A 26,701-nucleotide genomic window follows, 5' to 3' on the forward strand; every position below is an offset into this window, starting at 1 on the left:
TAAAAACGATATGATACTATTGAATTGCACAGTATAATTATAACAATAAAGTAAAACATTACAAGGAGGCAGGCTATGTTTGCAGATTATCATGTACATACGGATTTCAGTGATGATTCCCGTTATCCATTAGAGGATGTAATTAAAGACGCCATCGCGATGAAAATGGATGAGATTTGTATCACTGATCATGTTGATTATGGTATTAAGGTTGACTGGGACAGCGGCAAAGAAATTGTCTACCGGCACAACGATCCGCTGGCAAATGTTGATTATCCTAAATATATGCGGGCAATTAAAGATATGCAGGCAAAATATGGGGATAAAATAACGATTAAAACCGGTCTTGAATTTGGTATTCAAATGCACACGATTGATCAATTTGAGCAGCTTTTTCAACGCTATCCATTTGATTTTATCTTATTATCGGTTCATCAGGTAGAGGATAAAGAATTCTGGACACAGGATTTTCAGCGCGGCAGAAGTCAGCAGCAATATAATGAACGTTATTATGAGGAGATGCTTCACCTTGTGGAAAACTATCAGAACTATTGTGTACTTGCTCATATGGATCTGATTACCAGATATGATGAGGCCGGTATTTATCCTTTTGAGAAAATTAAGCCATTGATTGAGAAAATTCTGAGTATTGTTATCCAGAATGGCAAAGGTATTGAATTTAATACCTCCTATGGCCGTTATGGTTTGAAAGATACAACGCCTTCTATTGATATTTTAAAGCTGTATCATGAGCTGGGCGGTAAGATTATCACGATTGGCAGTGACAGCCATAAGCCAGAGCATTTAGGTGCCGGCTTTGATGAAGCAAAACGAATATTAAAAAATCTTGGTTTTGAAACCTTCTGCACTTATCAAAATATGCAGCCAATTTTTCATCAATTATAGCAAAAAAGCAATCAGGAATACCACTGATTGCTTTTTCTAATGGTTTGATTAAGCTGGTTATTCAAATTTAAGCTGACATTCAACACCTTCATAGGATACGCGTCCTTCATTTGCTTCAAAAACAATCTCTTTGACAAAGCTGAAACCCAATTTTGTCAAGACTTTCTCTGAGGCTTTGTTTGCCTTTCCATATCTTGCGACAATAACCTTTAGTTCAAGAGTATTTTTCGCAAAGTCAAGAATTGCCTTCATTGTTTCTGTGGCATATCCATAGCCCCAATATTGACGGTTAAAGTTATAACTGACCTCAAACAAATTATATTCCTCTTCATAATAAATAAGTCCCGTGCCAATTAATTCACAGCTTTCCGCTAAAATCACGGCCCAGCGATACCAATAATTAGAGGGTAACTGATTTATTTCAAAAGGTATCCATTTTTTAGTTTTCTCAAGATCGTTATGACTGCACCAAAACATATATTTAGCGACCTTTGGATCACTCTTTCAGCCATTAAATACATTCTCAGTATCATCTTCACAAAAAGGTCTCAACAAAAGTCTCTTTGTTCTCAGAATCGGTGTTTCCATAGTTACCTCAATGTCGGTTTTTACCTTTTAAATTTAATCACTAACGCGCTCAGATCTTCAATTGCATCCTCGATATCAATGATCAGTTTATCGTCCATCTGCAAGCTCGCATGAATGGGTGTGATCAGTTCAGCGTGACTGCCCTGCGGCAGTAATTCCAGATGTCTGCTTGTCAGTTTCGTGCATAACGCATAAACGGCTTCATCAGTACATGTATAATAAATCTCACCACCGTCAATTGTTTCATGCTGCAGCTTGTAAGGCCGTGTTTTATAGATTGCTTCTCCGTGTATTTTAAGCCAAGCGCCTAATTCTTTTAAACGCTGTGCCTGCAGCGGACAGATGCTGCCGTCTTTTTTAGGCCCAATATTGATCAGCAGATTGCCGTTATAAGCAACAGTATCAATCAAGAGTTCAATCAGTTCTCTGGATGAAATTAATTCATCCTCGCCCTCAAGCTCATTGTAGCCAAAGGAATGCCCGATTCCGCGCGTCATTTCCCATTTTTCACTCAGTGAACGTTCCCCCATCTTATATTCCTTTGTCGTATAATCGTGATAGCCCTCACCCCAGCGGTCATCAATGACACCCTCAGCGACCGTGTTATAGTAATGGGCCAGCAGTTCAGGAAGCCGCTGCATCCCGGCATAGGGCCATAGAATATCATTCCAGATCAGACTTGGTTTATATTCATCAATCAGTTCCTTTACCTGATTAAAGGCATAATCAGCATATTCCTGAGTATCATTATCCGGATGATCAACCTGATACTGACTCATCATTGGCTGCTTCGAATACTGCCAGTCAATGATTCCTGAGTAATAGACACCTAAGCGTAAATCATTGGCTTTCAGTTCTTGATTTAATTCCTTAAGGATATCACGTTTAGGGCCTGTCTTCACTGAATTAAAATCCGTATACTGACTGTCCCACAAACAATAACCCTCATGATGCTTCGTCGTCAGTACCACATAACCGGCACCTGCTTCTTTGAATAAATCAGCCCATGCCTTAGGATTGAAATGCTCACAGGTCAAGCCTTCTGTAAACTGGTTGTAATCAAAATCCTTGCCATAGGTCTTTACATGATGCTCATAAGTAGGGCCATAACCAATTCGCAATGAATTGAGATACCATTCCGCATAGGGATTATAAGCATACCATCGCTCATCAAGCTCAACCTCACCCAACTGCTTGCCAAGCGGCGCGTAGGCTGGTACTGAATAGAGTCCAAAATGAATAAAAATGCCCAGCTTGCAGTCATTGTACCATTCAGGCACCTGATGACTCATCACCGATTCCTTTGTAGGCTTAAATTGTTCAGTCTGTAATACCGACATATTGTTTATATTCCTCCATCGTCATTTCCGGTTTGAAATTCTTCTTAATGTTATCAACCAAAGACGGATCTTGAAGCAGATCAAGCACACTCATTGCCACAATCTTTGCCGGCTCAATGTAAACTTCCTGTTCGCTGATGACTTCTAAATCCTTACCATGCATCGTTCCCTTAAAGCCGGTGTAGCCGAACTGAATGGTTGGGATGAAGCAGCCAAGGTCACCGATATCACCCGCCGCGACACTCTTTTCATCAGTTAAAATCTGATCTTCGGTAGTGAATTCAAGCATATTTTTATAAATAATCATGCTTAAATCATGATTCTGATGGAATGGCAGATAGCCCGGCATATCATGTACTTCACATTCGCCATTTAAAGCCTGCGCGCAGTGTTTGGCGGTATGCGTCAGCTGATCGCTGATTGACTGCAGCTTCAAAGTATTGAAGGAGCGTACATATCCCTCATAAACAACATGTGATGGAATGGAGTTAACCGTATCCCCGCCCTTAGTAATCATGCCGTGAATACGGTTTTTGTCTTCATCCACAAAGGTTTCACGAAGCATGCCGACAGCACTTTGGAATAATGCGAAAGCATTTAACGCATTCACACCTTGGTCCGGACAGACAGCGGCATGTGAAGCCTTGCCGATGAAATTATATTCCTTATACAGGAAGCCGGCCAATGTGGAATCAACAGAAAATTTATAACCGCGATACTCGCCCATGCCATGCATATGAATACATAAATCAATATCATCAAAACAGCCGGCAAGCAGCATATTGGTCTTGCCTGATAAGGTTTTTATTTTACCGGCTTTCTGCAGTTCTTTGCGGTAAGCCAAATCACAGAATTCTTCTGCCGGGGTAAAAAACAGCGTAATCGTACCGCCGTTCTTCACCGCATCCAGTTTCTTTAGAGCAGTAATCGCGCTCAGCATGATACCTACCTGTGTTGAATGACCGCAGCTGTGAGCCGCGTGATCAACAGGATCAGCACAGCGGTGTCCCTGAGTAGGAATTGCATCTAATTCACATATCAAACCGATATGCGGTTTGCCGGAACCAATAGTAATTTCAAACCCTGTCTCAAAATATTCTTTGCTGACGGTGAAGCCTTCTTTTTTCAAAAAGTCTTGAATCAACGCTTTAGTCTTATGCTCCTTAAAGCCTAATTCCGGTGTTTCAAACAATCTTTTGCTTAATTCAAGAATTTCATTTGACTGACTGTCAATCAACTCGATACATTGTTTTTTCATAAAGCTCCTTTCAAAATAAGTAAACCCGGAATGATCCGGGTTTGTTTAATAATTTTTATCTAAGTATTTAATATCTTCTAAAAAATACTCAATGAACTTATCCCGATCACCATGCATTAATACTAATGTATTGCATTTATCCGGATTGGTTTCCTGTTCATTTACAACACTCATGCCGCGTGTATAGCTGCCATGCGTCACGATATGTACAGGACACAGCTTCGCCTGAAACAGTTCTGGATGCAGCAGGTGCATCACAGGTACTAAATCGAAAATCGGCGATGTTGTGTAATTCCTTTTGCGGCCCCATTCAGAGAAGAACTGAAGCAGGTCATGAACCAGATCACTGACATAGCCCTGACCCTTTAAAGCATCGATCTCACTGTGCTTAATCGCTACCTCATTACAGATTTCAATAGCGCTCAGCACCAGCGGTACGCCAGCTTCAAATACGATTTTAGCTGCATGCGGATCGGCATACAGATTAAATTCAGCTCGTTCAATAATATTCCCCGAATACAGGCTGCCACCCATAATCGTAATACATTCTATTTTTTCTTTCAGATGCGGATAAGTCTTAAGCAGCATCGCTACATTCGTCAGCGGTGCTAAAGCGATGATCGTAACCTGATCCTCACATTCCTCAAGACATTGGCGCATGAATTCAAGCGCGTGCTCCTGAATCGGCATAACCGTTGGCTCAGGCAGTACAGGACCGTCTAAACCGCTTTGACCATGAGCGCTTTGCGGCTCTGGCTTCAGCAGGATCGGCTCCTGATAACCCCTTGCCACTTTGCCGTCAATACCCAAATAAGTAAGTACGGAACATAGATTTTTAGTAACCTGATCCGTTAAGTTATTGCCGCATACCGTCGTATAACCGAGAATTTCAATTTCTTGCGGATGTGCGAGGCATGACAGAATAGCCATGATATCATCGTGTCCGGGATCACAGTCAATAATTACTTTACGTGTCATGAATTACCTACTTTTTAGCTTTCTGATATTCACGGACAGACAGCATAACCAGACCAATCAATACGCAGACATAAGGAATGATATTTACCAGCTCGGCTGGCAGATTTGTCAGAATCAGCTGGTTTACTACACCCTGAGCAATCGCGAAGACAATGGTTGTAAGCACAACAATCAGGAAGTTGCCTTGACCAACCGCCTCAGCAGCGATACCGATCCAGCCTCTGGATGCCGTCATGTTGCTTGAGAACATGGACAGATAACCCATTGACAGATAAGCACCAGCCATTGCCGCCAGAATACCTGAAAGGATAATCGCGATTAAACGCACTTTCTGAACCTTAACACCTACTGATTCAGCGGTATGCTCATCAAGGCCGCAGGCCTTCATACGCAGACCAAATGGTGTCTTATAAACAAGAATCCAAATCAAAATCGCAAGTGCGATGCAAACATAAGTTAAGAAATAATGTCCTGATATAATCTCACCGAGAATCGGTATATCCTTAATCACTGGTATGTCAATCGTTGGCAGTACCTTTGAAGGCAATGCAGCCGTTGTGCCCTTGGAACCCGTCCATACTAACAGCAGCCATACGCTGAAGTCAGCCGCAAACAAGTTCAGGGCAATACCAATCATGATTGGATTCGCCTTCATCTTCATCGTAAAGAAGGCCATTACCAAAGCCATGATAATACCGATACCAATAGCGCCTAATAAACCAAGCCATGCACTCGCTGTCATTGCACTGAAATACACGCCGAACAAGGCAGCCATGATCATAATACCTTCAACCGCGATATTTGGAATACCGGAAATTGAAGCGACATAGGCACTCATTGATGCAAACATCAAAGGCACACCTACACGGATAACAACGAAAATAAACGCTGGAGTAAAGAAGGTTGAAACAATATCAATATTATTCATCTTTCATTTCCTCCTTTTCATTTTTAAGCAGCTGTTTTTCACGCCACTTCTTCAGGAAGTACTGTGAAGAAATCAGCAGACATAGAATAACCTCAACAATGGATACCAGCTTAACGTCGATAACCGGACTTGAGTTAGCTAATAATTGCGCGCTGGCACGCAGATAACTGATACCAAAAGCCGCAATCAATACACCGATCGGATGGTTCTTTCCAAGCATTGCCATCAACGCACCGGTAAAGCCTAAGCCTGGCAATTGTGTCCAGCTGAAGCGTTTATAAGTACCCAATAATTCAATGGCTGAACCAGCACCGCCTAAGAAACCGGCAATCAGATGCACAGCCATGAATAACGCGAATGAACTCATTCCTGAATACTTCGCGAAACGATCATTTAAACCAGTCATACGAATCGTATAGCCTAGTTTTGTCTTAAATAACAGAATATAAATTGCTGCCACAGCAATTAGCATTAAAATCAAACCGCTGTGCACCTGCGTTCCATCCATGATAATCGCTAATTTGGCAGAACTTGCAAATGGTGCTGATGCATTGCCTGAAACACCTTCAACAGCCAGATAAGTTTTAATCAGATAGAAACCGATACCAAACAGAATACTGTTCATCATCAATGAAATAACCATTTCATTCGCATTATATTTAGCTTTCAGATAACCTGGCAGCAAGGCAATAATCGCTCCCACGATACCAGAGGCAAGAATACAAATCCCTGAATCGATGAAACCATTTCCTGTCAAAGGAATCGAACCAACCGCAAAATAGGTACATACAACACCGCAGATATAGAAGATACCTTCTGTACTCAGGTTAAACAAACCCGTTCTGAAATACAGCAAGGTAGCCAAACCGGCAAACGTCAGCGGTACCATCTTAATCAATACATAACCGAAATAGAATTTACCCTGCAGCGGATAAGTAAGCAGCTGAATAAAATCATCAACCGGTGTCTTTGATACAAAACACAAAACAATAAAAGTTACAAATAAAGCGATAACAATAGAAAGCAGCATACGGATAATTTCAAAAGGCAGATCATCCGTCCACTTAATTTTCTTTTTCGCTACACCATTCTTCAGTGGATTACTCATATACAGCCCCCCTGATCTCTTCTTCACTCTGGTGTTCAACACCAAGCATATAAAGACCTAGCTGACTTTCCGTAATGCCTTTCAGACTATCAAAGTAAGCTACGATCTCACCTTCATACATGACCAGCAAGCGATCGCTCAGCGCCATAACTTCATTTAAGTCAGCACTGACTAAAAGCAACGCAGAACCATTGTTACGCATATCAATCAGCTGATGATGAATATAGTTGGCACTGCCGATATCAATACCGCGTGTCGGCTGTTCAGCTACCATCAAATGCGGATTAGTATTCCACTCACGGGCTACTACAACTTTCTGAATATTACCACCGGATAATGAATCGATTTTATCATTCTCAGACTTCGTCTTAACGGAGAACTTCTCAATCAGGCGCTTAGCCTCATTATGGATATTCTTGGTTTTTAAAAAGACTTTACCACTTAAATCACTACGTTCGTAATATGTAGAAATCATATTATCAGCAATACTAGCTTCAGCCGCGATACCATCACGCATACGATCCTCAGGAATATAAGAAAGACCGCTTTCACGTTTCTGATAAATACTCATGCCGCCGACATCAACACCATCAATCTTAATTACACCCTCCTGCTTATTGCGCAGACCGGTGATAATTTGAATCAATTCCTCTTGTCCATTACCCTGAACACCAGCAATACCGAGGATTTCTCCCTGCTTGATTGAGAAATTAATATCCTGCAGCTTCTTAACACCTTTTTCAGCATAATTCAGACCAGCAACATCAAGAATCACCTTAGCGTCCTCAACCGGCTTTTTAAACTCATCATATGAATTTTCAAGCTTTCTGCCGATAATCAGTTCTGTCAGCTGATCAATTGTAACATCCTTCGCGTCATGCGTTCCCTTAGTTTCACCGTTACGGATAACCGTAATACGGTCTGAAATCTGTTTAACTTCATTCAGCTTATGAGAAATAAAGACGATCGTATGACCTGTTTCTTTAAAATATTTCAGCTGTTCAAACAATGCCTCAGTCTCCTGCGGTGTTAATACAGCCGTCGGTTCATCAAGAATAATCAGCTCCGCATTGCGGTACAGCGTTTTCAAGATTTCAACCTTCTGTTTGGCACTAACCGTCAGCGAGCTGACCTTCTGTGTAACATCAACATCAAAATTATATTTCTTAGCCAGTTCCTGCGTCTGTGCAATTGCTGACTTCATGTCAATAAACACACCTTTTTTAGGTTCACTGCCCAATACGATATTCTGCGCAACCGTGAAGGAAGGAATCAGCATAAAATGCTGATGAACCATACCGATACCATTCTTAATCGCTTCCATTGAATCGTTAAAATGCACTTCATTCCCTTTGTAGTAAATTTTACCGTTCGTCTGCTTTTCAATGGCAAATATAATCTTCATCAATGTTGATTTACCGGCGCCATTCTCACCAACAATGGAATGAATTTCACCTTTTCTGAATTCAATATTGATATCCCTATTCGCAACAACACCATTCGAATAGATCTTCGTAATATTCTCTAATTTTAAGATTGTCTCATTCATCTGTTCACCTTCTTTTTATACAAAGAATGCTCTAACTTCATTATTAGAGCATTCTTGCATTCAGTTTGAATAATTAATTATTTAGAAGTTAATTCAGCCCATGCAGCTTCATCAGCCTGACAGTCAACAACATCAACTTCGCCAGCTTTTAATTTGTCAGCAAATTCTTTGAATGTAGCCATTTCTTCATCAGTCATATTCGCTTTGAAGAAATCATTCTCAGCAACACCAACACCATCTTCAGCATAACCTAATACTTCAAGTGTACCAAATGGAGCTGTACCGTCAAGGATTTGTCCTACTGCTCTAAGGATAGCTTGGTCACAGTTCTTCAGACCTGAAGTTAATACGTGGTCAGCAAGATCCGGCTGATTAGCTAATGTAACATGCTGGTCAGCATCAACACCGATTGCCCAGAAGTCAGCTTGTGCAGCAGCTTCGATCATACCATTACCAGCACCGCCGGCAGCATGGAAGATTACGTCTGCGCCTTGTGAATTCATATTTAATGCAATTTCTTTAGCCTTTGCAGTATCCTGGAAATCACCTACGAAACCGCTTAATACTTTAATATCTGGATTAACATCTCTGGCACCCTGATAGAAGCCGCCTAAGAATTGTTTGATACCGCCGATTTCCATACCGCCGACACAGCCTACAACACCGCTTTGTGATTTAACAGCAGCAACTACGCCAGCCAGATAACCGATATCCTGTGAAGCATAAGCAACACCGTAAACGTTAGGCAGATTGTTTAATTCTGGATCAGAATAGTCAAAGTTGAAGAATTTGATGTCTGGGAATTGTTCCGCAACTTCTAGCATATATGATTCATACTGGAAGTTACCTGAAATGATAACATCATAGCCATCCTGTGCAGTCTGCAGATAAGCAGAAGCCCAACCAGCTTCATCAGTACCCATTTCTACCAGTTTTGTTTCAACCTTATCGCCGTATTGTTCCGCAACAAGTTTCAAACCATTATTCGTGATGTCGAAATATGACTGGTCACCGATATAAGGCAATACTAATGCAACTTTCAGCTTTTCGTCACCAGATGGCGTATCACCGTTATCTTTTGGTGTGTCAACTTCACCGCCATTACTTGATGAGCATGCTGCCAGGCCTAGCGTCATAACAGCAACTAAGCAATACTTCAAAAATTTTTTCATTCCTTTTGTCCTCCTAAATGAAAATTTATTGAGAATTAGTAGATACTAATTGACAACTATGTATAATGCAGCTGGAACCGGCCGGTACATATAACCCTGCACAGCCTGACCCTGTAACTGCTTTCATTGCCACCCTATGAGACTCCCCGTCTACTATAATTAAACCATTATTTCTATCGAGCTTCAATAAAAATTTGCAATCATTTGTATCTTTTTTTAGTTTTTTTGCGCTGACTGTCTTTTCTACATTATCCTTTTCAATCAAATTCATTGTATCCGCTTTCAGTTCGATTGCCTGATAATGCATCCAGCCCTGTACATCATAACAGATTTGAACAGTTCCGTGTAGTTCTAATTCTAATTCCATTTTGCCAATTGATCCCAGAGCATCGCCAAAGAGTACAAAATCATCGGCTACCACAAGGCTGCCATTGTCGATTTTAGCCCTATTTCTCAGCGTTGTACACTGACTTACCTCAATAAAACGCAGTTCGCCATAGTCCAGGCCATAGTCTTCATTGACCTCATTTTTAAAATCAATAAGCACATCAAAATTGCGGTCAACCGCTGCTTCATGAATCAGAAAACTGCTGTGAAGGATGCGTTCTTTCACCCTCAGTTCCAAACCATACTCTAAAATCAGGTCATCGGAAGGTTCAATCCTGAATGTGTAATCTTTACGTTCTTTCACAAGAGGAACGAACGCTGACTGTGTTTTTTGCTTTCTGCCCAGCGCGTAAACGGAAACTGACAAGGGTAATTCCTGTGGATTGGACAGTGTGAAGCGAATCGTTTCACCCGGATAAACCTTTGGTGAAAAGCTTGGCTGATACCTTGCGTCATAAATATCACAGCTGCGGTAATAGCTTTTCTGCAAGACTTTGCCAACCGTATTAGGAAAGGCGTTATTCAGCACACATTTTAAAGCTGACCCGTCAACGATACATTGACTTTCAAAATATCGGGTGCTTTCACTCTTAAAGGCATGGGTTCCATAAGGCAGATAAAACCTAAACAGCTGTCTGGAAGAATCCAGCTCTGCCTGATATTTTTCCGGTATTTCTATTTGATGCAGCTTTGCCCCATAAGCGGCAAAACGCAAAGCGGTATGCGAAATAGTATCGATATTTTCAGAACCAAGCAAGCTGCTTGATAAGATTAAATCATTGATTGGCGTGATCCATTTGGCGTCAATTCCCTCAATGCCCGCCAGTGCTCCCATGATCGAGCCAACGTTGCCGCATGTGCAGTCGGTATCCCAGCCTGCAGTACACAGCATTGTCATTGTTTTAGAAAAATCATTTTCGCCGTAAAGCATCGCCATAATCATTATTGCCGTATTAGGCAGAATATGACAGACACCTTCGTATTGATCATAACCATGTACTTCCTGAATATATTTCAGGCATTCATCAGCCGTTTTGCCGGCTTTATAGATAGCCGTAATTTCACGCACCAGCTTAGCATAATGACTGTCCGGTTTAATGAAACGCAGGGCTTCTTCAATGATCTGTTCACACGTATCATGTGTATAAGCCAGCGCGATGCATGCCGCAACAAAGCGGCCGCCTTCGATACCGTCTAAGTCATGAGTTACACTTGCCATTTTCTCAGCAAGATCCGCTGCCAGCTGCGCGTCACCCATGCTGACATAACCCCAGCAGTCACTGAAAATCTGACCGCCGATCTGTTCAGCCATTACTTTGCCATTCGTCTGCCAAGCACCGCTCAAAGGAGCCTTCATGCCTTCTTTTAATCGCAGATAAGCCGTATGCTCCGTCGCGATACCATCGCCGCCCCACCAAAAGAAGCCATGACCTTCGCTGAGGATATTTAATACATAGTTTCCCATTTCCTCACTGGAAATCGATTTGTTTGGATTATAATCCAAAGACCTGACGAAAAACAAAGGCCCGTTGGAATCATCATCAGCGGCAAAAACACCATAATCGACCGGGTAATGATCCAGCTTTCCATATGTTTCCATAATCTGCTTATGCGTCCAGTTTTCCACCGGCGCCCCTAAACGGATACCGATGATCTTGCCGAGCCAAGCCGCATATGTTTTCCGATAATATGCTTCAAAATCCATAAGATCTCCTATCTTCAATATGTAAGTATATTTTAACTCATTCTTGAATCTTTTTTAACTATAAGTTAGTTTTATTATTAACAAGCTCTATGATTATGTATTACATGAAATCTGATCCCAGTCGCGGGTGTGATTGGCATTACACAGCCAGTTCAAAGCATAATGATGCTCCTGCACAACACCTGATTCAAGATTTTCTAATTCAATATGTTTTATGCGGGCTTCCACACATGTCCAATCATAATATAAAGCCCGGGTATGCATATTTAAGATTTCACGCTTACTTCTAAGCTTTGCCGCCTTGCATAATTCATCAAAAGATGAATAAGAGCGGATAATCTTTGACATTTCACTGACATTGCATACACTCTCATAAGTGGCGTCCAAGCCATACAGGCCCAGCGCCCAAAGCAGTACCGCCGCGCATTCATAGCGCCATGAAAACTGGATTGCCTCCTGCTCCTCAGCCGCCTCCATCACAAATGCCTTTTCCCGCTCACTTAAAGCGTCAACAAATGCAAACTGATCTTTAAGTCTTGAAAATTCCTGCACCCCAAACGCATAACTGCCATCCTCCATCAATTCACACTCTGCCATCACGGATGTCGCAAAGATACAAAGCAGACGTTTCGCAATTGTCTCAACACTTGGCAATTCAACCGTATCTAATGAAAGCTGAATCGGCAGCATCGAAGCAATCGCCGGATAACCGCGTTTTTTTATTTCATCTGTCACATCAATAAAATTCTGTTTATCTTCGGCATCATAAACTCTTTCTTCATCTAAAATACTTTGATGAGCAATCGGACGCCATGTTTCTAAATCACTGGCCCCCTCAATTGACAGCAAGAGCTTCGCATCCGGGGTAAACAAAGACATTGACGGATATAATACGATTGAAGAAGTGCTGCGGGCCGCCGCGAATAAACATTCCATAATCGCATTCGTCCGCGCTTCCTGAGCATCCAGCTGAAAATTCACGCCGGTTATATGATTAAATAATTGAATTTGCTGCATGACACTAGCCATTAATTCCTCATTATTTAAAGGCGCCTGCGCAAAAAAGTTCATCATACCGTCAGTCTGTCCGCGCATTTCCTTCTCATCATCAATAATATGCAGTTCAATCTCACTGTTATCCTGAAGAATCAGCTTCATGGCATGATCCGCATACAGCACATCAATTGTAAAATCCGCAAATGCTTTTTTAAATGCTTCAAGGATTAAATCATCATTTTTAATCACACTATATAAAGTTATAACCGCATCTTGCCTCTCACTCATACATGAACCTCACTTTCCGCTGACAGCTTATCAGCCAGACTTTCTCTTGTATAATCACACATTAAATTGGGTGCCAGACGCAAAATATCCCTGACCTGAATCTTCTTCTCAACAAGCAGCTTCAGCTCATCATCCTGCATGCCGATCAATTCCACAAACATTACCTTGCCATTGGGTGTCTGAATTTCACCGGCATCATCGAGCTTGGTGATAAAACCAGTGATCCTTGATGTTCCGGCCGCATCCATTCCCGTTGTCTGCCCGGTATACAGATATTCATACGGCTGAAAAATTTCATTATTTTGAAAAGTAATACGGGCAATTGACTGCAGGATGCCTGCCATGCAGCGAATCTCAGCCTCTGAATCACGCAAGCCAGCTTTTTTTAGCTTTACCGTCAGTTCAAAACCATAGCCGCTGTATTCCTGATTTTCACTTTCCTTCTCATAAAGCTCAGAAAGCCCATAAGTTACAAAATGATAAAAATCACCGCCGTCATAAACACTGATGCCATCCAGCGGATCATTGCCGCCCAGCTGCCACGAAATTAAAGTTCCAAAATGGTAAGGTTCTCTCTGCTCTGGATACAATTTTTCAAATGCCTCACTAATCGCATCCCAGCCGGATGAACAAAAGTCTGGTTCATTATTTTCACTCATACATTTCTTCCTTTCCTCATATCAGCAGCTTTTTAGGTTTAATCATTATAACATAGAAACCATATACTTGTAACCGCTTTTAAAGAGCAGTAATGCCATTTCATCGCCTTTTTATCTTCGTAAAGGCAGAAAAAAACTCCTTATTTAAGTCATAAGGAGTCTTAAGCTTTATTTATTAAACTGACGGCACATTTCAATCATTTCAAGCGCCATAATTTTAATTGTTTCAGCACTCATAATCTGATCCTCGGCATGCAGCAGAAGTAAGGTTACATCCGTCTTATTGCCATTTGCTTCATTTGTAATCAGTTCAGCATGCGCCTGATGGGCATTCACAAATTCCTTTTCGCCATCCTGAATCAGCTGTTCAGCCTTTTCATAATCACCCTTGCGGGCAATCTGCATCGCCTCGATAAAACAGCTTCTTGCGGCACCAACACCAGCAATTATTTTAAAACAAATCATTTCTAAACCTTCCATGGTTCTTGCCTCCTTTATTGAATAAACCCAAAGATATTTTCATAAGCAATCATGCTTACTAATTTCATTTCATCCTCATTTAAATGCCCGGCCAGATTCCGGTCACCAGTATTAGGAATCGGTTTCAGAATAATCTGCAATTCAGCGCGGTAATGATTCAGTGCATCATTCACAATAACCACATCACCCACCGTAAACATTGCTTTATCGCAGACTCTTTGCGGTATTGAAGCATGATGATATTTCATTCGCGAATCAACGGTGCGAATCAATAAATCACTGCTGTCTGACCGGCGGTTATGCAGACAATCAAATACAATCTTTTTTTCGATTTCAGTGATTGTATCATCTAAATCAATCTTAACTGTCACTTTATTCGGATCAGCATCCGCCATCGCTTTTAGTTCTGCCTCACTCGCGAAAGCATTGCCGATCAAAACATCATCGATTTCACGGGTTGCGTATAAATACCGCGTCTGCCAGCTGATTGCTTTATCCCGGCACAGCTCAAGCGTCGGCAACCCTTCATAAACCGGCCAAGGGCCAAAGGTGTTTTCTTCATTTGAGCTGACAAAAGCAGCATTCGTTAAGTTTAATGTTTTTGTCTTACTATTGAAGAAATGAAATCTTTCTTCACTTAAACCGCTGTAACGCATCGGATAGAAATTATGACAAATCGTCATATTATGCGGATTGGCGCCTTTTTCAATCATGCGGTCAAGATTCAGATATTGTGAACCGTTAAATTCAATCTGTATGCCATAGGGATTCAATGTTAACGCGATATCCTCTAAATCACTGAAATGACCATCCATCCGAATAATGTCAACACCCATATCTTTAAAAACCTTTAAGTTAAGCGGATCAGCACCAAGCTTTTTAAATATCTGCGGGTTCGTGTCAACGGAAACAATCATGCCCAATTGATGAGCCCTTGTACATAGATCGCTGAACATCTGAATCATCGCTTCGGTATCATCCGCTGATGAAAGCATACAGGTAAACAGCCGTGTAAAGCCATAGCTGGCCGCCAGACGCATATAAGCGTCATCTTTTTCCTTCGTAGAATGCTGAGGATAAATGGATATGCCTAACCGATGCATGCGTGATCCTCCGCTTCCCTGATTATATTCACCAGCTCCTTAACGGCTGTTTCAGACACCACATCATAATCCAGCTCATGATGATACGCATAGCTGACCATACCGTTATCGGTTGTCGGATCATCAACCCACGCTTTAGCACTTGAATGCACTTGGCTGACACCGCTTGTTTTAATAAATTCCACAGCGTTATGCGCCTTAATGCCGCTGCCGGCGAGAATTTCAATCTGATCTCCATAGACACTCTGCAGCTCATGAATTAATTCCTTACCCGCTATGGCAGTAGGCGCTAAACCGCTTGTTAATACACGGTCAATTCCGCATTCAATCAACTGACTCATTGCTTGTTTCGCATCCTTAACACAATCAAAGGCGCGATGGAATACCGCTTCACGCTCTGTACCATATGATTTAATCAGTGCAATCATCCGTTTTGTCAGATTCAGATCAATCGTGGCATCTGCCTTTAAAAAGCCAAACGCCAAGCCATCGCTGCCAGCCTCTAACAGCGCCTTGGCATCTTCAAATATACATTCAATTTCAGCATCGTTATAACAAAAGCCAGCCCCTCTTGGCCGTACCATGCAGATTACCGGCAGGCTTACATCACGCTTAACCAGCTTCAAAGTTCCGATGCTGGGAGTTAACCCGCCCATAAATAAAGCAGAATTAAGTTCAATCCGATCCGCCTTGCCGTTTTGTGCCATCAGTGCATCATGATAGCTTCCGCAGCAGATTTCAACTAATGTTTTCATACTATTCACTCAGCGGCGCCATGCGTGTCTGCATATAATTATTCAGCCATTCCTCACTCGCTAATTCATGAATACATTTGCCGTCAACATTCTTAACTAGATATACTGCCGGTGTTTCTCCCTCTCTGCATACCGCAAAGGAGAAGCCTTCAATATTTGTTGCCACACCGTATTCACCTTTATTATTCATTGCCACAACACTCAGATCACCAGCCTTGCCGCGGCGTTTTTTCAATTCAGCATCTAAATTGCTGACCGCGATTTCACAGGCTGCCTGCGGATGATGACCTTCCTTCATCAAACGAACGATTTCATAAGAAATACAGCCCTTCATCAAATCCTCGCCAAGTCCGGTCGCACTTGCGCCGCCAACTGTTGAATCAGCATAAAAGCCGCTGCCGCTGATGGGTGAATCACCAACTCTGCCTTTTTTCTTCATGAATAAACCTGAGGTAGAAGTACCGACAACCATCTTACCGTGCTGATCCAAGGCTACGACACCTACTGTATCATGACCGATATACGGGCGCAGCTCCTGAGCCGTTTCCTTTACCCGCTTGCGATAATGGATCTTAGCCCGATCCGTCAGCATATTCTTACGTTCAAAGCCTTCCTTATGCGCAAACTTCTCCGCGCCTTCACTAACCAGCATACAGTTCACTGATTCAGCGGATAAACGCTTTGCCACTTTGATAGGATTCGCAAAATCCTTAATTGCCGCAACCGCGCCGATATCAAATGTATCGCCGTCCATATAAGCTGCGTCAAGCTCCACTTCCATTTCTTCATTCGGCAGACCGCCATAACCTACTGATTTATAATATGGAAAATCTTCAATATCACATATTGCCTTTTCCAATGCCTCCCCGGCAGCCGCTCCTTGTTCAAGCATCTCACCGCCGGCTGTAATTCCCTCAAGCGCCATACGCCACGTCGCAATCATCGCCCACATAACAAATCCTCCTTTATGTTTTACTTCTGATTTTATTATAGGCTGATCAAGCCTTACAAACCGTTTTTCTCTTTCCTAAGATTAGGAAACCCTCATTAATCCAAGGGCTGCTGATAGAAACCGCCAAAGAAATTCTCTGATTTATACACATTCACCAGCAGCTGCGGATCGGCCTGCTTCATCAGATAAACAATATCCTTAACCTCATAAGCTGATACAACCGTATGCAGCAAGTAGTAGCGCTTCTTAGAGAAACCGCCGTAGCTTGGCGTAACCGTGATACCATGCCGGTAATGATCGACATACACATCGACCACCGCTTCCGCATTTGATGTCGTAATCTGCATCGTAACCCGTTCATAACGATGATAGAAGGCATTGACCGTCTGAGTCGAAACATATTGAAATAAAATAGAATAACCCGCATTCTGCCAACCAAACAAAGCGCCAAAAATACACAGCATGATGCAATTAAATATAAACACCTGTGTCCAAATTGACTTGCCGATCTTATTGGATACATATAAAGCGATAAAATCGGTGCCGCCGGTACTCGCATTCCCCTTTAATGAAAGCAGGATTGCAAAGCCATACAATACACCGCCCAGCATGCAGTTCAGCATGACATCATCGATCAGCGGTGTAAAATGGAAAAGCTTTAAAAAGATGGATACACAGAAAAATTGAATACTCGAAAAAATCGTAAACTTTGTAGAAATACTTTTCAGACATAAGAGCGCTACCGGCACATTTAATAATATAATCATTAACGATACATCAAACTGCATTCCGAATAAACCGCTGATACGGTTAATCAAAATAGCCAGTCCGGTAAAACCGCTTGACAGCAGATTACTGGCATTAATGAAAACCTGAATAACATACGTCTGCAGAAGCGCACTGGCAAGCACCATGATCAATGTATAGATACAGCGTGCCGCGAAATTTTTTTTCAGAACCTTAATTTTCTCTGACATGAGCATAACCCCCTGATTCACCTGTATTATAATCTCATTTGAAAATCACATGGGGAAATCCATTTCCTCTTGTTAGGAAATTCAAGAAACATCACCGCTTTTCCTAATAATAGGAAAAGACATTATAAAAATGGTTTTAATTATTATATAATAATGATAACGTAAGATTTTCATTGAAGGGGAAGATAGAATGACAGATAGACAAGAAAAGCTGCTCCGTTTACTTGAATCACAAAATACATGGATCACCGGCAAAGAACTCTCCCAGATACTTAAGGTATCTGATCGTACAATACGCAGCGATATTGACGCTATGAATCATGAATATGATTTACCGCTGATTGAATCAAATATCCGCAAAGGCTACCGGCTGATCATAGAAAATGTTCATCAGAGCCAAAAGCCAGTTGATGCCCTGATTCCGCAGACACCTAAGGAGCGTTCTACATTCATCTTAAAAAAATTACTCCTGACGAATCAAAAGCTGTCAATCATTGATTTACTTGATGAAATCTTTATTTCTGAATATGCTTTAGATAATGATCTGAAGAATATCAAGGAATTTATTGATACCTTTGAGGGATTGAAGATTACCAAAAGCCGCAACCACCTTTATCTGGAAGGGCCTGAACATTCCATTCGTGAATTATATAAACAGATGCTGCTTGAAGAGACTCAGAAAAACTTCTTAAATATTGATGAAATAGCTTCAATTTATAAAAACTTCGATTTATTAAAATGTAAACAGGAGTTAGAGAAGATCCTTAAAAAATACAGCTATGAAGTTCATGATGTCTCATTTCCTAGTCTGATTGTCCATGTGGGAATATCGATTGACCGCATTTTCAACTTTCGCTATGTGGAATCAATGCGTAACACGGATGAAATTATGACATCGATTGAATATCGGATTGCCAAGGAATTCTATGAACGGATTTCCGCGCTGTATCAGACAGAGATTGTCGAAAGTGAAATTGTCATGCTGGCATTTTTGCTGATGGGTAAAAAAGGCACGAATTTCTCATCAGAATCCTTAAAGGAATTTTTGCCGGAAAATGTCACTTGCAACATGCTGGCTCAAGAGATGCTTGAAAACATCCTCACGAACTTCGGCATCAATTTTACTGATGATGAGGGGCTGATTGTCGGCTTAACCCTTCACCTGCAGTCCCTGATCGAAAGAGCCGCCAAGAATTTGGTAGCGAATAATCTTTATTTACAGGAAATTAAACGTAAATATCCATTGATTTTTGAATTAGGAGTATCCTGTGCCAATTATTTATCCAGACGGCTTGATCTGGAAGTATCCGAAGAAGAAATCGGCTTCATCGCTCTGCATTTAGGCATGGCATATGAACGGCAGAATGCAAAGCGCAAATACAAAGCGATTGTGATTTTTCCTACCACACAGGCAATTTCCAACGCGCCGATTCTTCGCATGCAGCGGATCTTTTCTGAATATATGGATATCATCGGCATCTTTAACTATTTTGAAGAAACGAAGATTCTTGAATTAAAGCCTGATTTAATTATTTGTTCGGTACCGCTGAAGCATTCATTAGAGATTCCTACCGTTCAGATTTCAATTTTCTTTTCCAGAGAAGACGAGGCTTATATCTTATCAGCATTAAATGCGTTGGAACAAAAGCATTTAAAAGAAGCTTATGCTGATTGTCTGAATCAGATGTTCAGACCGGAGCATTTCTTTACCGATATGGAATTTAAAACCTCAGAAGAAGCGATTCGCTTTATGTGTGATGATTTAGTTCGTTCAAATGCTGTCTCTGAGCAATTCTTTGATTCAGTTATGGCCAGAGAGAGTATGTCCTCAACCTCGTTTATCCATCAGTTTGCGATACCGCATGCCCTAGATTCCACAGTTTATCAGGCTAATATCTCGGTTGTAATTTTACGCAAACCAATTCGCTGGGGACCTTATGATGTGAAAATTGTATTCCTGCTGGCGGCAGGCAATACAGAAAGTGTAGCTATGAAGCTGTTCTTTGAGTGGATGATTAACCTCTCTAATGATGTCTATAAGATGACCAGTTTGATGGAATGCAGCAATTATAATGAATTTATTAAATATTTTGATTAGTCAGTGTCTAGGCACTGGCTTTTTGTTTACAAAAAAAGCATATGATGTGCTTGTACTTATTTTCTGACTTCATCAATAATGGGAAGAAGATCTAAAAGATCATCCGTATCAACAGCATACTGAGCTTTTTCCTTTACGTTGTTTAAGGCATTAAGCGCGATTGAGTGAGCGCATATATCAAAGATGGGAATATCTGTCGCGCCGTCACCAATAGCAATGCATTCAGAAGGCTTGATCTGATTCCTTTCACAAAAATCATGCAGACAGCTGACCTTGTTTTCAGCTTTGATATAATCAACAATGCGGCCTGTGAAAATACCGTCAATCACTTCATAATCGCTGCCGTAACAGCCATCAAAGTTATAGATCGACGCAACTGCCTCAGCAACTTGAAGCGGCCCAACAGTAATTACGATGCATTTTATATCTCGCTGATGCAGAAGCGTTACCGTCTTTGCGATATTCTCTAACGGCTTGGCTATTTCCAGAAAATGATTCTGAATTTCCTTTTCATTTAAACCTTTAAACAATTCAGCTCTAAGGATATCCGCGCTGATATAATCAAGTTCACCAGACTCTTCCTTTTGCTGAATGAGTGCATGCTCCTTCGCTTTGCCATTCAAAATACAGGGCAGCATGACTGAATGACAGCCTCTGATCAATGTATCATCTAAATCAAAACAGATTAATTTAATATCCACCTTTACCTCCCTGACAATGCTGTATTTATAGGCATTATCTTATAAATTCAGTGTATCACGATTCCGTTGAGCTGCCAATGGCTGTCATAAGACATGCTTCTTTATAAGCATTTAAAAACTGAATCAGACGATTCAGTTTGTTGATAATTACCAAGGTTTAATATTTTTATCCATCTGCGACAGTTTATACAATGACCAGGCATATACTTTGGCACATGTTAGTAAATCATCGATATCAACCCATTCATTCGGCTGGTGAGCGATGCCCACTTGTCCTGGGAAGCTAGGCCCATAAGGGATGATGGTCTGGCAAACATGAGCATAAGTGCCGCCGGTCGTTGTCGTTGGCTTCACGCTGCTGCCCATAACCTGCGCATAAGCTTCACTCAGGGTCTGCACCAGCCAGCAGTTTGGATCATGGAGGACAACACCGCTGTCGCTGATTAGTTCAACCTTCATGCCGGCTGCTTTGGTGCGGATCTGATCAATAATGTCATTCATATCACAAGTTGGATAGCTGAGTGCAAATTGAATCCCAAGCTGATCGTTGTCAAGAATCAGATTCTTGCCGCGGATTATCATTTCGCCAAAATGCTGATCACTGACATTAATGCCAAGCCGATCACCGTTTGCTTTGGCATTCATGAAATATTCATTGATAAAAGGAACCGCCAGCTCTTTGCTGCCCATAACCCGCACGACTGCGCGGCCGCGTTCACCATAGATCGCCGGAAATTTATTATCCGGGGTAAATCCCATCAAAGGGGCTTTTTCATGTTCCAAATAATAACGGCAGTCCGCCATACCGGTTTCTTCATTTGTACCAAAAATCACACGAATCGGTATGTTTGGTTTAATGCCTAGCTTCTTTAATGCCAGCATGCCATAGAAAGCCGCAAATAACGGACCTTTATTATCCAATGCGCCGCGTCCCCAGATACGGTTCTCAGCAATCGTTGCAGAAAAGGCCGGATAGCGCCAGCCATCACCTATCTCCACGACATCAAGATGTCCCATAACGCCGATATAGTTTTCACCTTCACCGTACTGTCCATAACCCATGTAGCCATCGACATTTTTAGTAATCAGCCCTTCCCGTTTCGCAATCGATAAAGCCTTTAATAGTGCCTCATTGACACCCGCGCCAAACGGCATGCCCGGCTTTGCCTCACTGCGCTGTGAATCAATCTGTACCATTGCACAGATATCCTCAATCATCTGATCCTTTAATTCATCAATCATCGCAAACAATTGTTCTTTTTCCATAGGTTCCTCACTAAGCGCAGATCATATCAAAGGTCTGCTGATCCATCGTACATAAGATATAAGTCAATAAATCTACACAAGCTTCAAGATCCTGCTTATGAATGATCGACTGATTCGTATGCATATAACGAATCGGAATTGATAATGTCATATTAACGATACCTTCAAAGCTTTTATGAATATTGCCGGAATCTGTACCGCCGCCGTTAAAAACCGCATATTGATAAGGAATCCCCTGTTCCTTGCATACCTTTTCCACATAACGGATTAAGCCGCGATGATAAACAGTATTGGAATCCAGCATTGAAATAACGACTCCGCCGCCCAGTTTACAGCTGTTTGCATTGGCCGGTGTATCGCCTGCCAGCGTTGTATCAATCGCGAAGGCAAGCTCTGGATGCATCAGATCTGTACTTGTACGGGCACCGCGCAGTCCTGGTTCTTCCTGCACCGTACAGGCAAAACTCAGTGGTACATGCTTCTTCCCCTTTAATCGTTCCAACACATAAAGGCCCACCGCGCAGCTTGCACGGTTGTCAAAAGCCTTGCCTGCCAGATAATTAGGATTATTCATCACTCTGAAATTCGTATCGGGTACCACCATATCGCCAATTCTGATGCCCAGAGCTTCTGCTTCTTTCTTGTCAGCAACACCTAAATCAAGATAGATTGCTTCCATTGCCAAGGTCTTCGCCCGCTGTTCTGAAGGCATGCCATGGGTTGCCGGACTGCCGATAAAGCCTTTAATCTTTCGGCCGTCTTGAGTAATTACATTAAAATCATGCCCCAGCAGCATATGCGTCCACCAGCTCCCCACCGGCATCAATCGAAGGGTTCCACTTGCCTCTATTTCTTTCACAAAAAAACCAACCTCATCCGCATGCGTAGCCAGCATCGTTTTAGGACCAGTTTCATCATCCCCCTTGATCCCAATCACCGATCCCAAACCATCATGAATCACACAATCCACATAGGGCTGCATATATGTTTCAAGCTGTGAACATACCGCTTCCTCACAAGAGGAAATACCGGCTGCCTCACTTAATGTTTTTAATATCTCCAGATCAATCATAGCACACCCCATAACCAAAGCTTTCGATATCCTCACTGCTTAAGCCTGACAAATATTTTACTAATTCCTTTTTTAAGCATTCCGCGTCATTTAGGTCAGCTAAAATATGATTGCTGCCAAGATGACTCATAGCAATACCAAGTGACAGTGTTGGTGTTCCCTTTAAAGTTTTATGAATAAATGAACCATCATTGCCATAAATGCCAAGATATTCCTGACAAGGCTGAATCTTATCCATGAAATCATGAAGCAGACGTTTGCCTGGCAGCATCTGCTTATCATAAATGCCCACCGTGACACCTTTACCGCGTTTGGCAGCCGGCTGTGAGTTGGCGGTATCAAAACCAGTCAATACCAGCGCCGCGTCGGGCTGAATCACATAGGTCGCAGTCTTGCTGCCCCGCCAGCCGATTACCGACTGAGCAATGCCGCCCATTGCTAAATGATAATCAAGCTCACTCTCCTGCAGCACTTGTGATAATTCAATCATCACTTCAAGCATTAAACGGTTATTTAATGCCTTCCCCATCGCGCAGTGTTCATTCAGCATCGTAAAATCACCCTTGATTAATGCTAAATCGCCAATTGTAAATGTATCGCATGCTTCTTCATAGCTCATTCCCATATCCAAGCTCAAGTCTTCCATCTTTATCTGATTCACTGCGGTTTCCATGAATTTAATCTTATCGCAGCCAATGATACCGGTAAAGCATTGATGCTCTCTTGTATATACACAAACCTGCTGATGTAAAAGACTGGCCGGTGACAATGCTTCAAGCGTCACAAATTTTAATTTTCCATCAGGCAGAATCTCACTGACCATTAAACCTTCTTCATCAAGACTAGCTGCCAGCATCAGTGTTTTTGCCTTTGGATTCTTACTGCGCTTTAGTGCAAATAGTGAACCCAGACGATCACTCACCCACTCATCCGCAATCATATCCTTTTTCAATAAGGCTCTGACATCCTGTTCCTCACCGCTCACACCCATCGCATTTACTAAAGCCTTAAGCCGTTCAATATTCTGTTTTTCCATTAGTGTCCTTTCTTTACAAAAACCAGCCGATGCTCGACTGGTTTTCATTTTAGTAACAATTTCTAGTTTTTATTTCTTCAACATTTTCCGGATGATTCACTTCTGCATCGATTAATTCACATAAATTTTCAAGTGAATCCTTTAAACCAATACCACCCTTTTTAGGCATTTTCACAATTGGAATCAGTGACGCGTACTGATCAACGGTTGTCGAGTTTTCCACTGACATCATCGCGCATGACTTGATTGCGGTATTTTCCAGTATCGATTTAGAACACATCGCACACATAAGTGAATACTCTTCAAAATTAAAGCCAGGTCCGCATACAACATAATCAGGGTTTAGCTTCTTAGCCATTGCGGTCATTTTCTTCACTACTTCTTCCTGATGATCTTTGAAATAGCCAACGCCGCAATATAAGGTTGCGATAACCTCAGCCCCGATCTTTTTGAAATATGGCTCCATCATCTCACCGGTACCGATGATACCCTTTTTAGCTGTAAGCTCAACATTCGGATTACTCTTACCGCCGGCACCCGCCAGACCTGAGTCAAATATCAATAGGACTTTCATATTACTCTAAAACGAGATCATCAAATGAAAGATCATCAAGTTCATCTGATTCATTCGCTGTATTTGCTTCTTCTTCCAGATACTTGCGGTCAAGCATTTTCAGGAATGGGAAGTAGATTGCCATATCCATCGCTAGCTGTGCAAGCTGGAACAGTGAGGCTATAAAGCTTCCGGTAACCAGCCAGCCTGAGAATAAGATTGGTGTTGTCCATGGCAGCTGCACACCGGCAGTAATCGGCAGAATACCAATTGATGTCGCAATCGTCGCCGTGATTGTATTTAACACTGGTACGAAGATAAACGGCACCGCCATCAATGGATTTAATACAATCGGCAGACCGAAGATGATCGGTTCATTAATACCGAAAATTGCTGCCGGCAGAGAAAGTCTGCCCAATGTTTTAATACGGTTTGATTTACCGGTAAAGGCCATCAGAATAACTAAGCCTAAGGTAGAACCGCCGCCGCCATAGTTACAGAAGAAATCAGAGAAAGCAGAAGTAAAGACATTTGTCATTGCGATACCTGCTTTAGCTGCTTCATAGTTTTCTTGCGTCAGCACTTTATGGATCGGCGCGAAAATGGTATTTGTAACCGCTGGTCCATTAATACCAAAGAACCAGAATAAAGTTGATAAGAACTGATAAATAACTTCAAATAGATTAGAACGTCCTAGACCTACTAATGGTGCCTGCAAGACTTCATAGATGAACGCATGAGCACTTCCGTAAGCAGTATTCGTGAAAATAATATTTACAATAAAGAAGGTAACCATTGCGAAAGCAGCTGGAATTAATGCAGCAAAGGAATCCATTACCGCTGGCGGAACACCGTCAGGCAGCTTGATAACTAGTTTCTTACGCATTGCCCAAGCAAAGATTGATACCGAAAGAATCGCTGTAATCATTGATAAGAACATACCTGATGTACCAAGATTACCGAAAGAGAAACCGCTGAATGCTTTACCGGCTTCATTTACATAAGCGATATGTGTCTTTGGTGTGATGATCAGGAAGCAAGTCAGTGCTACTACACCGCCGGCAATCTTATCGACACCCTTTTCACGGGCATAGCAATAACCGATTGATAAGACACCTGTCAGCGCTACAACATCAAAGGTAGATGAAGTAAGCGCGTCAAGATAAACTTCCCAGCCTTCACCAAATACACTGGCAACCATTTCTGACCAGCCAGTAATCGGGAAATTGGAAATTAATAAGAATATTGAACCTACGATTACAATTGGTACTGTAATCAAGAAACCATCACGAATCGCGCTTAATATTTTGTTTTTAGATAAAGCGTCAGCAACTGGTGATAAGTATTTTTCTAATTTATCAAACATTTATTTCGCCTCGCTCTCTTTCATTTTTTTGATAGCGGCTTTCAGTACCCGTTCCCCATTCATTGAACCATAGTCTGTACTGTCAATGACAAAAATTGGGTGCCCCAAATGCCCATATCTTTCGACAACCTTTTCATACAGATATTTAACCTGCGGACCTAACAGAATGCAGTCCGGATTAAATTCTGCGATAATGTTGTCCATCTTAGAGTCAGGGAATGCTTTTACTTCAATTGGTAAATTGTGTTCTTCAGCTACTTTTTGCATCTTGCTTGCTAACAATGAAGTAGACATCCCTGCATTACAGAATAAATAAACTCTACGCATAATTCATATCCTCCTTTGGCTGATTCAAGTATATCTCAGCAAAGGAAGCGTTATCATCAATTCTGTTTCCGTGCATTAGGAAATGGTAAAGCTGACTGCGGAAATCGGTTTCCTTACTTTTTTCCTTTTCAAATAAAAAAGCTGACTTCATCA

The 26,701-nt window shown here is 41.7% G+C and carries 24 protein-coding genes and 1 pseudogene; 2 read left to right on the forward strand and 23 right to left on the reverse strand.

The genetic code is table 11. The features are described from left to right. Positions 1 to 75 precede the first annotated feature (75 nt). Positions 76 to 906, forward strand: a complete 831-nt coding sequence (locus DAHG_RS15435) for a histidinol-phosphatase HisJ family protein (RefSeq protein ID WP_022939249.1) — start codon at positions 76 to 78, stop codon at positions 904 to 906. Positions 907 to 963: 57 nt separating this feature from the next. Here the strand turns inward: DAHG_RS15435 and DAHG_RS19935 are convergent. The 16 genes and pseudogenes from DAHG_RS19935 to DAHG_RS15515 all read right to left on the reverse strand — a co-directional run. Continuing rightward, a pseudogene (locus tag DAHG_RS19935) lies at positions 964 to 1,395 on the reverse strand (GNAT family N-acetyltransferase); the annotation flags it as partial. A 119-nt stretch (positions 1,396 to 1,514) separates the two neighbouring features. Then, positions 1,515 to 2,834 (reverse strand): alpha-L-fucosidase, encoded by a 1,320-nt coding sequence (locus DAHG_RS15445; protein WP_022939251.1) that lies wholly within the window; start codon positions 2,832 to 2,834, stop codon positions 1,515 to 1,517. Beyond that, positions 2,815 to 4,092, reverse strand: coding sequence for an amidohydrolase (locus DAHG_RS19940; protein ID WP_022939252.1), 1,278 nt, complete (start codon positions 4,090 to 4,092; stop codon positions 2,815 to 2,817). Before DAHG_RS19940 ends, DAHG_RS15445 begins: the two co-directional genes overlap by 20 nt. A gap of 45 nt (positions 4,093 to 4,137) precedes the next feature. Then, positions 4,138 to 5,070: a nucleoside hydrolase gene (locus tag DAHG_RS15455; protein WP_022939253.1), complete on the reverse strand. Its 933-nt coding sequence runs from the start codon at positions 5,068 to 5,070 to the stop codon at positions 4,138 to 4,140. 7 nt (positions 5,071 to 5,077) lie between these two features. Next, positions 5,078 to 5,998 carry an ABC transporter permease gene (locus DAHG_RS15460; protein WP_022939254.1) on the reverse strand — a complete coding sequence of 307 codons (921 nt, stop codon included), beginning with the start codon at positions 5,996 to 5,998 and terminating at the stop codon, positions 5,078 to 5,080. Continuing rightward, complete coding sequence (locus tag DAHG_RS15465; protein ID WP_022939255.1) at positions 5,991 to 7,106, reverse strand: ABC transporter permease; 1,116 nt, start codon at positions 7,104 to 7,106, stop codon at positions 5,991 to 5,993. The genes DAHG_RS15460 and DAHG_RS15465 overlap by 8 nt, the downstream gene beginning before the upstream one ends. Continuing rightward, positions 7,099 to 8,655 (reverse strand): ABC transporter ATP-binding protein, encoded by a 1,557-nt coding sequence (locus tag DAHG_RS15470; RefSeq protein ID WP_022939256.1) that lies wholly within the window; start codon positions 8,653 to 8,655, stop codon positions 7,099 to 7,101. Before DAHG_RS15470 ends, DAHG_RS15465 begins: the two co-directional genes overlap by 8 nt. 77 nt (positions 8,656 to 8,732) lie before the next feature. Further along, entirely contained in the window at positions 8,733 to 9,827 is a 1,095-nt protein-coding gene (locus tag DAHG_RS19945; RefSeq protein WP_022939257.1) for a BMP family lipoprotein, read from the reverse strand. Positions 9,828 to 9,852: 25 nt separating this feature from the next. Next, positions 9,853 to 11,919, reverse strand: a complete 2,067-nt coding sequence (locus DAHG_RS19950) for an ADP-ribosylglycohydrolase family protein (RefSeq protein WP_022939258.1) — start codon at positions 11,917 to 11,919, stop codon at positions 9,853 to 9,855. A gap of 93 nt (positions 11,920 to 12,012) precedes the next feature. After that, complete coding sequence (locus DAHG_RS15485; protein WP_022939259.1) at positions 12,013 to 13,203, reverse strand: DUF4272 domain-containing protein; 1,191 nt, start codon at positions 13,201 to 13,203, stop codon at positions 12,013 to 12,015. Continuing rightward, positions 13,200 to 13,862 carry a suppressor of fused domain protein gene (locus tag DAHG_RS19955; protein WP_022939260.1) on the reverse strand — a complete coding sequence of 221 codons (663 nt, stop codon included), beginning with the start codon at positions 13,860 to 13,862 and terminating at the stop codon, positions 13,200 to 13,202. Before DAHG_RS19955 ends, DAHG_RS15485 begins: the two co-directional genes overlap by 4 nt. 168 nt (positions 13,863 to 14,030) lie before the next feature. Then, entirely contained in the window at positions 14,031 to 14,342 is a 312-nt protein-coding gene (locus DAHG_RS15495; protein WP_022939261.1) for a PTS lactose/cellobiose transporter subunit IIA, read from the reverse strand. Positions 14,343 to 14,356: 14 nt separating this feature from the next. Then, entirely contained in the window at positions 14,357 to 15,445 is a 1,089-nt protein-coding gene (locus tag DAHG_RS15500; protein WP_022939262.1) for a DUF871 domain-containing protein, read from the reverse strand. Next, positions 15,433 to 16,200, reverse strand: a complete 768-nt coding sequence (locus DAHG_RS15505; protein WP_022939263.1) for a copper homeostasis protein CutC — start codon at positions 16,198 to 16,200, stop codon at positions 15,433 to 15,435. Before DAHG_RS15505 ends, DAHG_RS15500 begins: the two co-directional genes overlap by 13 nt. 1 nt (position 16,201) lies before the next feature. Next, positions 16,202 to 17,152, reverse strand: coding sequence for a N(4)-(beta-N-acetylglucosaminyl)-L-asparaginase (locus DAHG_RS15510; protein ID WP_022939264.1), 951 nt, complete (start codon positions 17,150 to 17,152; stop codon positions 16,202 to 16,204). A gap of 95 nt (positions 17,153 to 17,247) precedes the next feature. After that, positions 17,248 to 18,129, reverse strand: coding sequence for a YitT family protein (locus DAHG_RS15515; protein WP_022939265.1), 882 nt, complete (start codon positions 18,127 to 18,129; stop codon positions 17,248 to 17,250). A 190-nt stretch (positions 18,130 to 18,319) separates the two neighbouring features. Here DAHG_RS15515 and DAHG_RS15520 point away from each other — a divergent pair, with 190 nt between their 5' ends. Beyond that, a complete protein-coding gene (locus tag DAHG_RS15520) occupies positions 18,320 to 20,227 on the forward strand; it encodes a BglG family transcription antiterminator (protein WP_022939266.1) in 1,908 nt (635 codons plus the stop codon). 56 nt (positions 20,228 to 20,283) lie between these two features. Here DAHG_RS15520 and DAHG_RS15525 read toward each other — a convergent pair whose 3' ends face one another. From DAHG_RS15525 to DAHG_RS15555, 7 genes are all read right to left on the reverse strand, one after another. Next, a complete protein-coding gene (locus DAHG_RS15525) occupies positions 20,284 to 20,928 on the reverse strand; it encodes an HAD family hydrolase (protein ID WP_022939267.1) in 645 nt (214 codons plus the stop codon). Positions 20,929 to 21,075: 147 nt separating this feature from the next. Next, positions 21,076 to 22,194 (reverse strand): Sapep family Mn(2+)-dependent dipeptidase, encoded by a 1,119-nt coding sequence (locus tag DAHG_RS15530; RefSeq protein WP_022939268.1) that lies wholly within the window; start codon positions 22,192 to 22,194, stop codon positions 21,076 to 21,078. Positions 22,195 to 22,204: 10 nt separating this feature from the next. Next, positions 22,205 to 23,266, reverse strand: a complete 1,062-nt coding sequence (locus DAHG_RS15535) for a M42 family metallopeptidase (RefSeq protein ID WP_022939269.1) — start codon at positions 23,264 to 23,266, stop codon at positions 22,205 to 22,207. Then, positions 23,259 to 24,302, reverse strand: a complete 1,044-nt coding sequence (locus DAHG_RS15540; RefSeq protein WP_022939270.1) for a zinc-binding metallopeptidase family protein — start codon at positions 24,300 to 24,302, stop codon at positions 23,259 to 23,261. Before DAHG_RS15540 ends, DAHG_RS15535 begins: the two co-directional genes overlap by 8 nt. A gap of 49 nt (positions 24,303 to 24,351) precedes the next feature. Continuing rightward, positions 24,352 to 24,876, reverse strand: coding sequence for a GrdB-related putative oxidoreductase (locus DAHG_RS15545; RefSeq protein WP_022939271.1), 525 nt, complete (start codon positions 24,874 to 24,876; stop codon positions 24,352 to 24,354). A gap of 1 nt (position 24,877) precedes the next feature. Continuing rightward, positions 24,878 to 26,221: a PTS sugar transporter subunit IIC gene (locus tag DAHG_RS15550; RefSeq protein ID WP_022939272.1), complete on the reverse strand. Its 1,344-nt coding sequence runs from the start codon at positions 26,219 to 26,221 to the stop codon at positions 24,878 to 24,880. Next, on the reverse strand, positions 26,222 to 26,548 hold the full coding sequence (locus DAHG_RS15555; protein ID WP_022939273.1) for a PTS sugar transporter subunit IIB: 327 nt from the start codon (positions 26,546 to 26,548) through the stop codon (positions 26,222 to 26,224). Between the last annotated feature and the right edge of the window lie 153 nt (positions 26,549 to 26,701).

The organism is Dielma fastidiosa, from assembly GCF_000313565.1.
In the GTDB taxonomy this organism is placed as follows: Bacteria; Bacillota_I; Bacilli_A; order Erysipelotrichales; family Erysipelotrichaceae; genus Dielma; species Dielma fastidiosa.

Coding starts and splice junctions, on each gene's coding strand:
- DAHG_RS15505 (WP_022939263.1), bottom strand. CDS start 16,200: ATGAAAACATTAGTTGAAATCTGCTGCGGAAGCTATCATGATGCACTG.
- DAHG_RS19955 (WP_022939260.1), bottom strand. CDS start 13,862: ATGAGTGAAAATAATGAACCAGACTTTTGTTCATCCGGCTGGGATGCG.
- DAHG_RS15435 (WP_022939249.1), top strand. CDS start 76: ATGTTTGCAGATTATCATGTACATACGGATTTCAGTGATGATTCCCGT.
- DAHG_RS15495 (WP_022939261.1), bottom strand. CDS start 14,342: ATGGAAGGTTTAGAAATGATTTGTTTTAAAATAATTGCTGGTGTTGGT.
- DAHG_RS15470 (WP_022939256.1), bottom strand. CDS start 8,655: ATGAATGAGACAATCTTAAAATTAGAGAATATTACGAAGATCTATTCG.
- DAHG_RS15550 (WP_022939272.1), bottom strand. CDS start 26,221: ATGTTTGATAAATTAGAAAAATACTTATCACCAGTTGCTGACGCTTTA.
- DAHG_RS19940 (WP_022939252.1), bottom strand. CDS start 4,092: ATGAAAAAACAATGTATCGAGTTGATTGACAGTCAGTCAAATGAAATT.
- DAHG_RS15515 (WP_022939265.1), bottom strand. CDS start 18,129: ATGTCAGAGAAAATTAAGGTTCTGAAAAAAAATTTCGCGGCACGCTGT.
- DAHG_RS15485 (WP_022939259.1), bottom strand. CDS start 13,203: ATGAGTGAGAGGCAAGATGCGGTTATAACTTTATATAGTGTGATTAAA.
- DAHG_RS15520 (WP_022939266.1), top strand. CDS start 18,320: ATGACAGATAGACAAGAAAAGCTGCTCCGTTTACTTGAATCACAAAAT.
- DAHG_RS15455 (WP_022939253.1), bottom strand. CDS start 5,070: ATGACACGTAAAGTAATTATTGACTGTGATCCCGGACACGATGATATC.
- DAHG_RS15535 (WP_022939269.1), bottom strand. CDS start 23,266: ATGATTGATCTGGAGATATTAAAAACATTAAGTGAGGCAGCCGGTATT.
- DAHG_RS15500 (WP_022939262.1), bottom strand. CDS start 15,445: ATGCATCGGTTAGGCATATCCATTTATCCTCAGCATTCTACGAAGGAA.
- DAHG_RS15465 (WP_022939255.1), bottom strand. CDS start 7,106: ATGAGTAATCCACTGAAGAATGGTGTAGCGAAAAAGAAAATTAAGTGG.
- DAHG_RS19945 (WP_022939257.1), bottom strand. CDS start 9,827: ATGAAAAAATTTTTGAAGTATTGCTTAGTTGCTGTTATGACGCTAGGC.
- DAHG_RS15510 (WP_022939264.1), bottom strand. CDS start 17,152: ATGTGGGCGATGATTGCGACGTGGCGTATGGCGCTTGAGGGAATTACA.
- DAHG_RS15445 (WP_022939251.1), bottom strand. CDS start 2,834: ATGTCGGTATTACAGACTGAACAATTTAAGCCTACAAAGGAATCGGTG.
- DAHG_RS15530 (WP_022939268.1), bottom strand. CDS start 22,194: ATGGAAAAAGAACAATTGTTTGCGATGATTGATGAATTAAAGGATCAG.
- DAHG_RS15555 (WP_022939273.1), bottom strand. CDS start 26,548: ATGCGTAGAGTTTATTTATTCTGTAATGCAGGGATGTCTACTTCATTG.
- DAHG_RS15540 (WP_022939270.1), bottom strand. CDS start 24,302: ATGGAAAAACAGAATATTGAACGGCTTAAGGCTTTAGTAAATGCGATG.
- DAHG_RS19950 (WP_022939258.1), bottom strand. CDS start 11,919: ATGGATTTTGAAGCATATTATCGGAAAACATATGCGGCTTGGCTCGGC.
- DAHG_RS15545 (WP_022939271.1), bottom strand. CDS start 24,876: ATGAAAGTCCTATTGATATTTGACTCAGGTCTGGCGGGTGCCGGCGGT.
- DAHG_RS15460 (WP_022939254.1), bottom strand. CDS start 5,998: ATGAATAATATTGATATTGTTTCAACCTTCTTTACTCCAGCGTTTATT.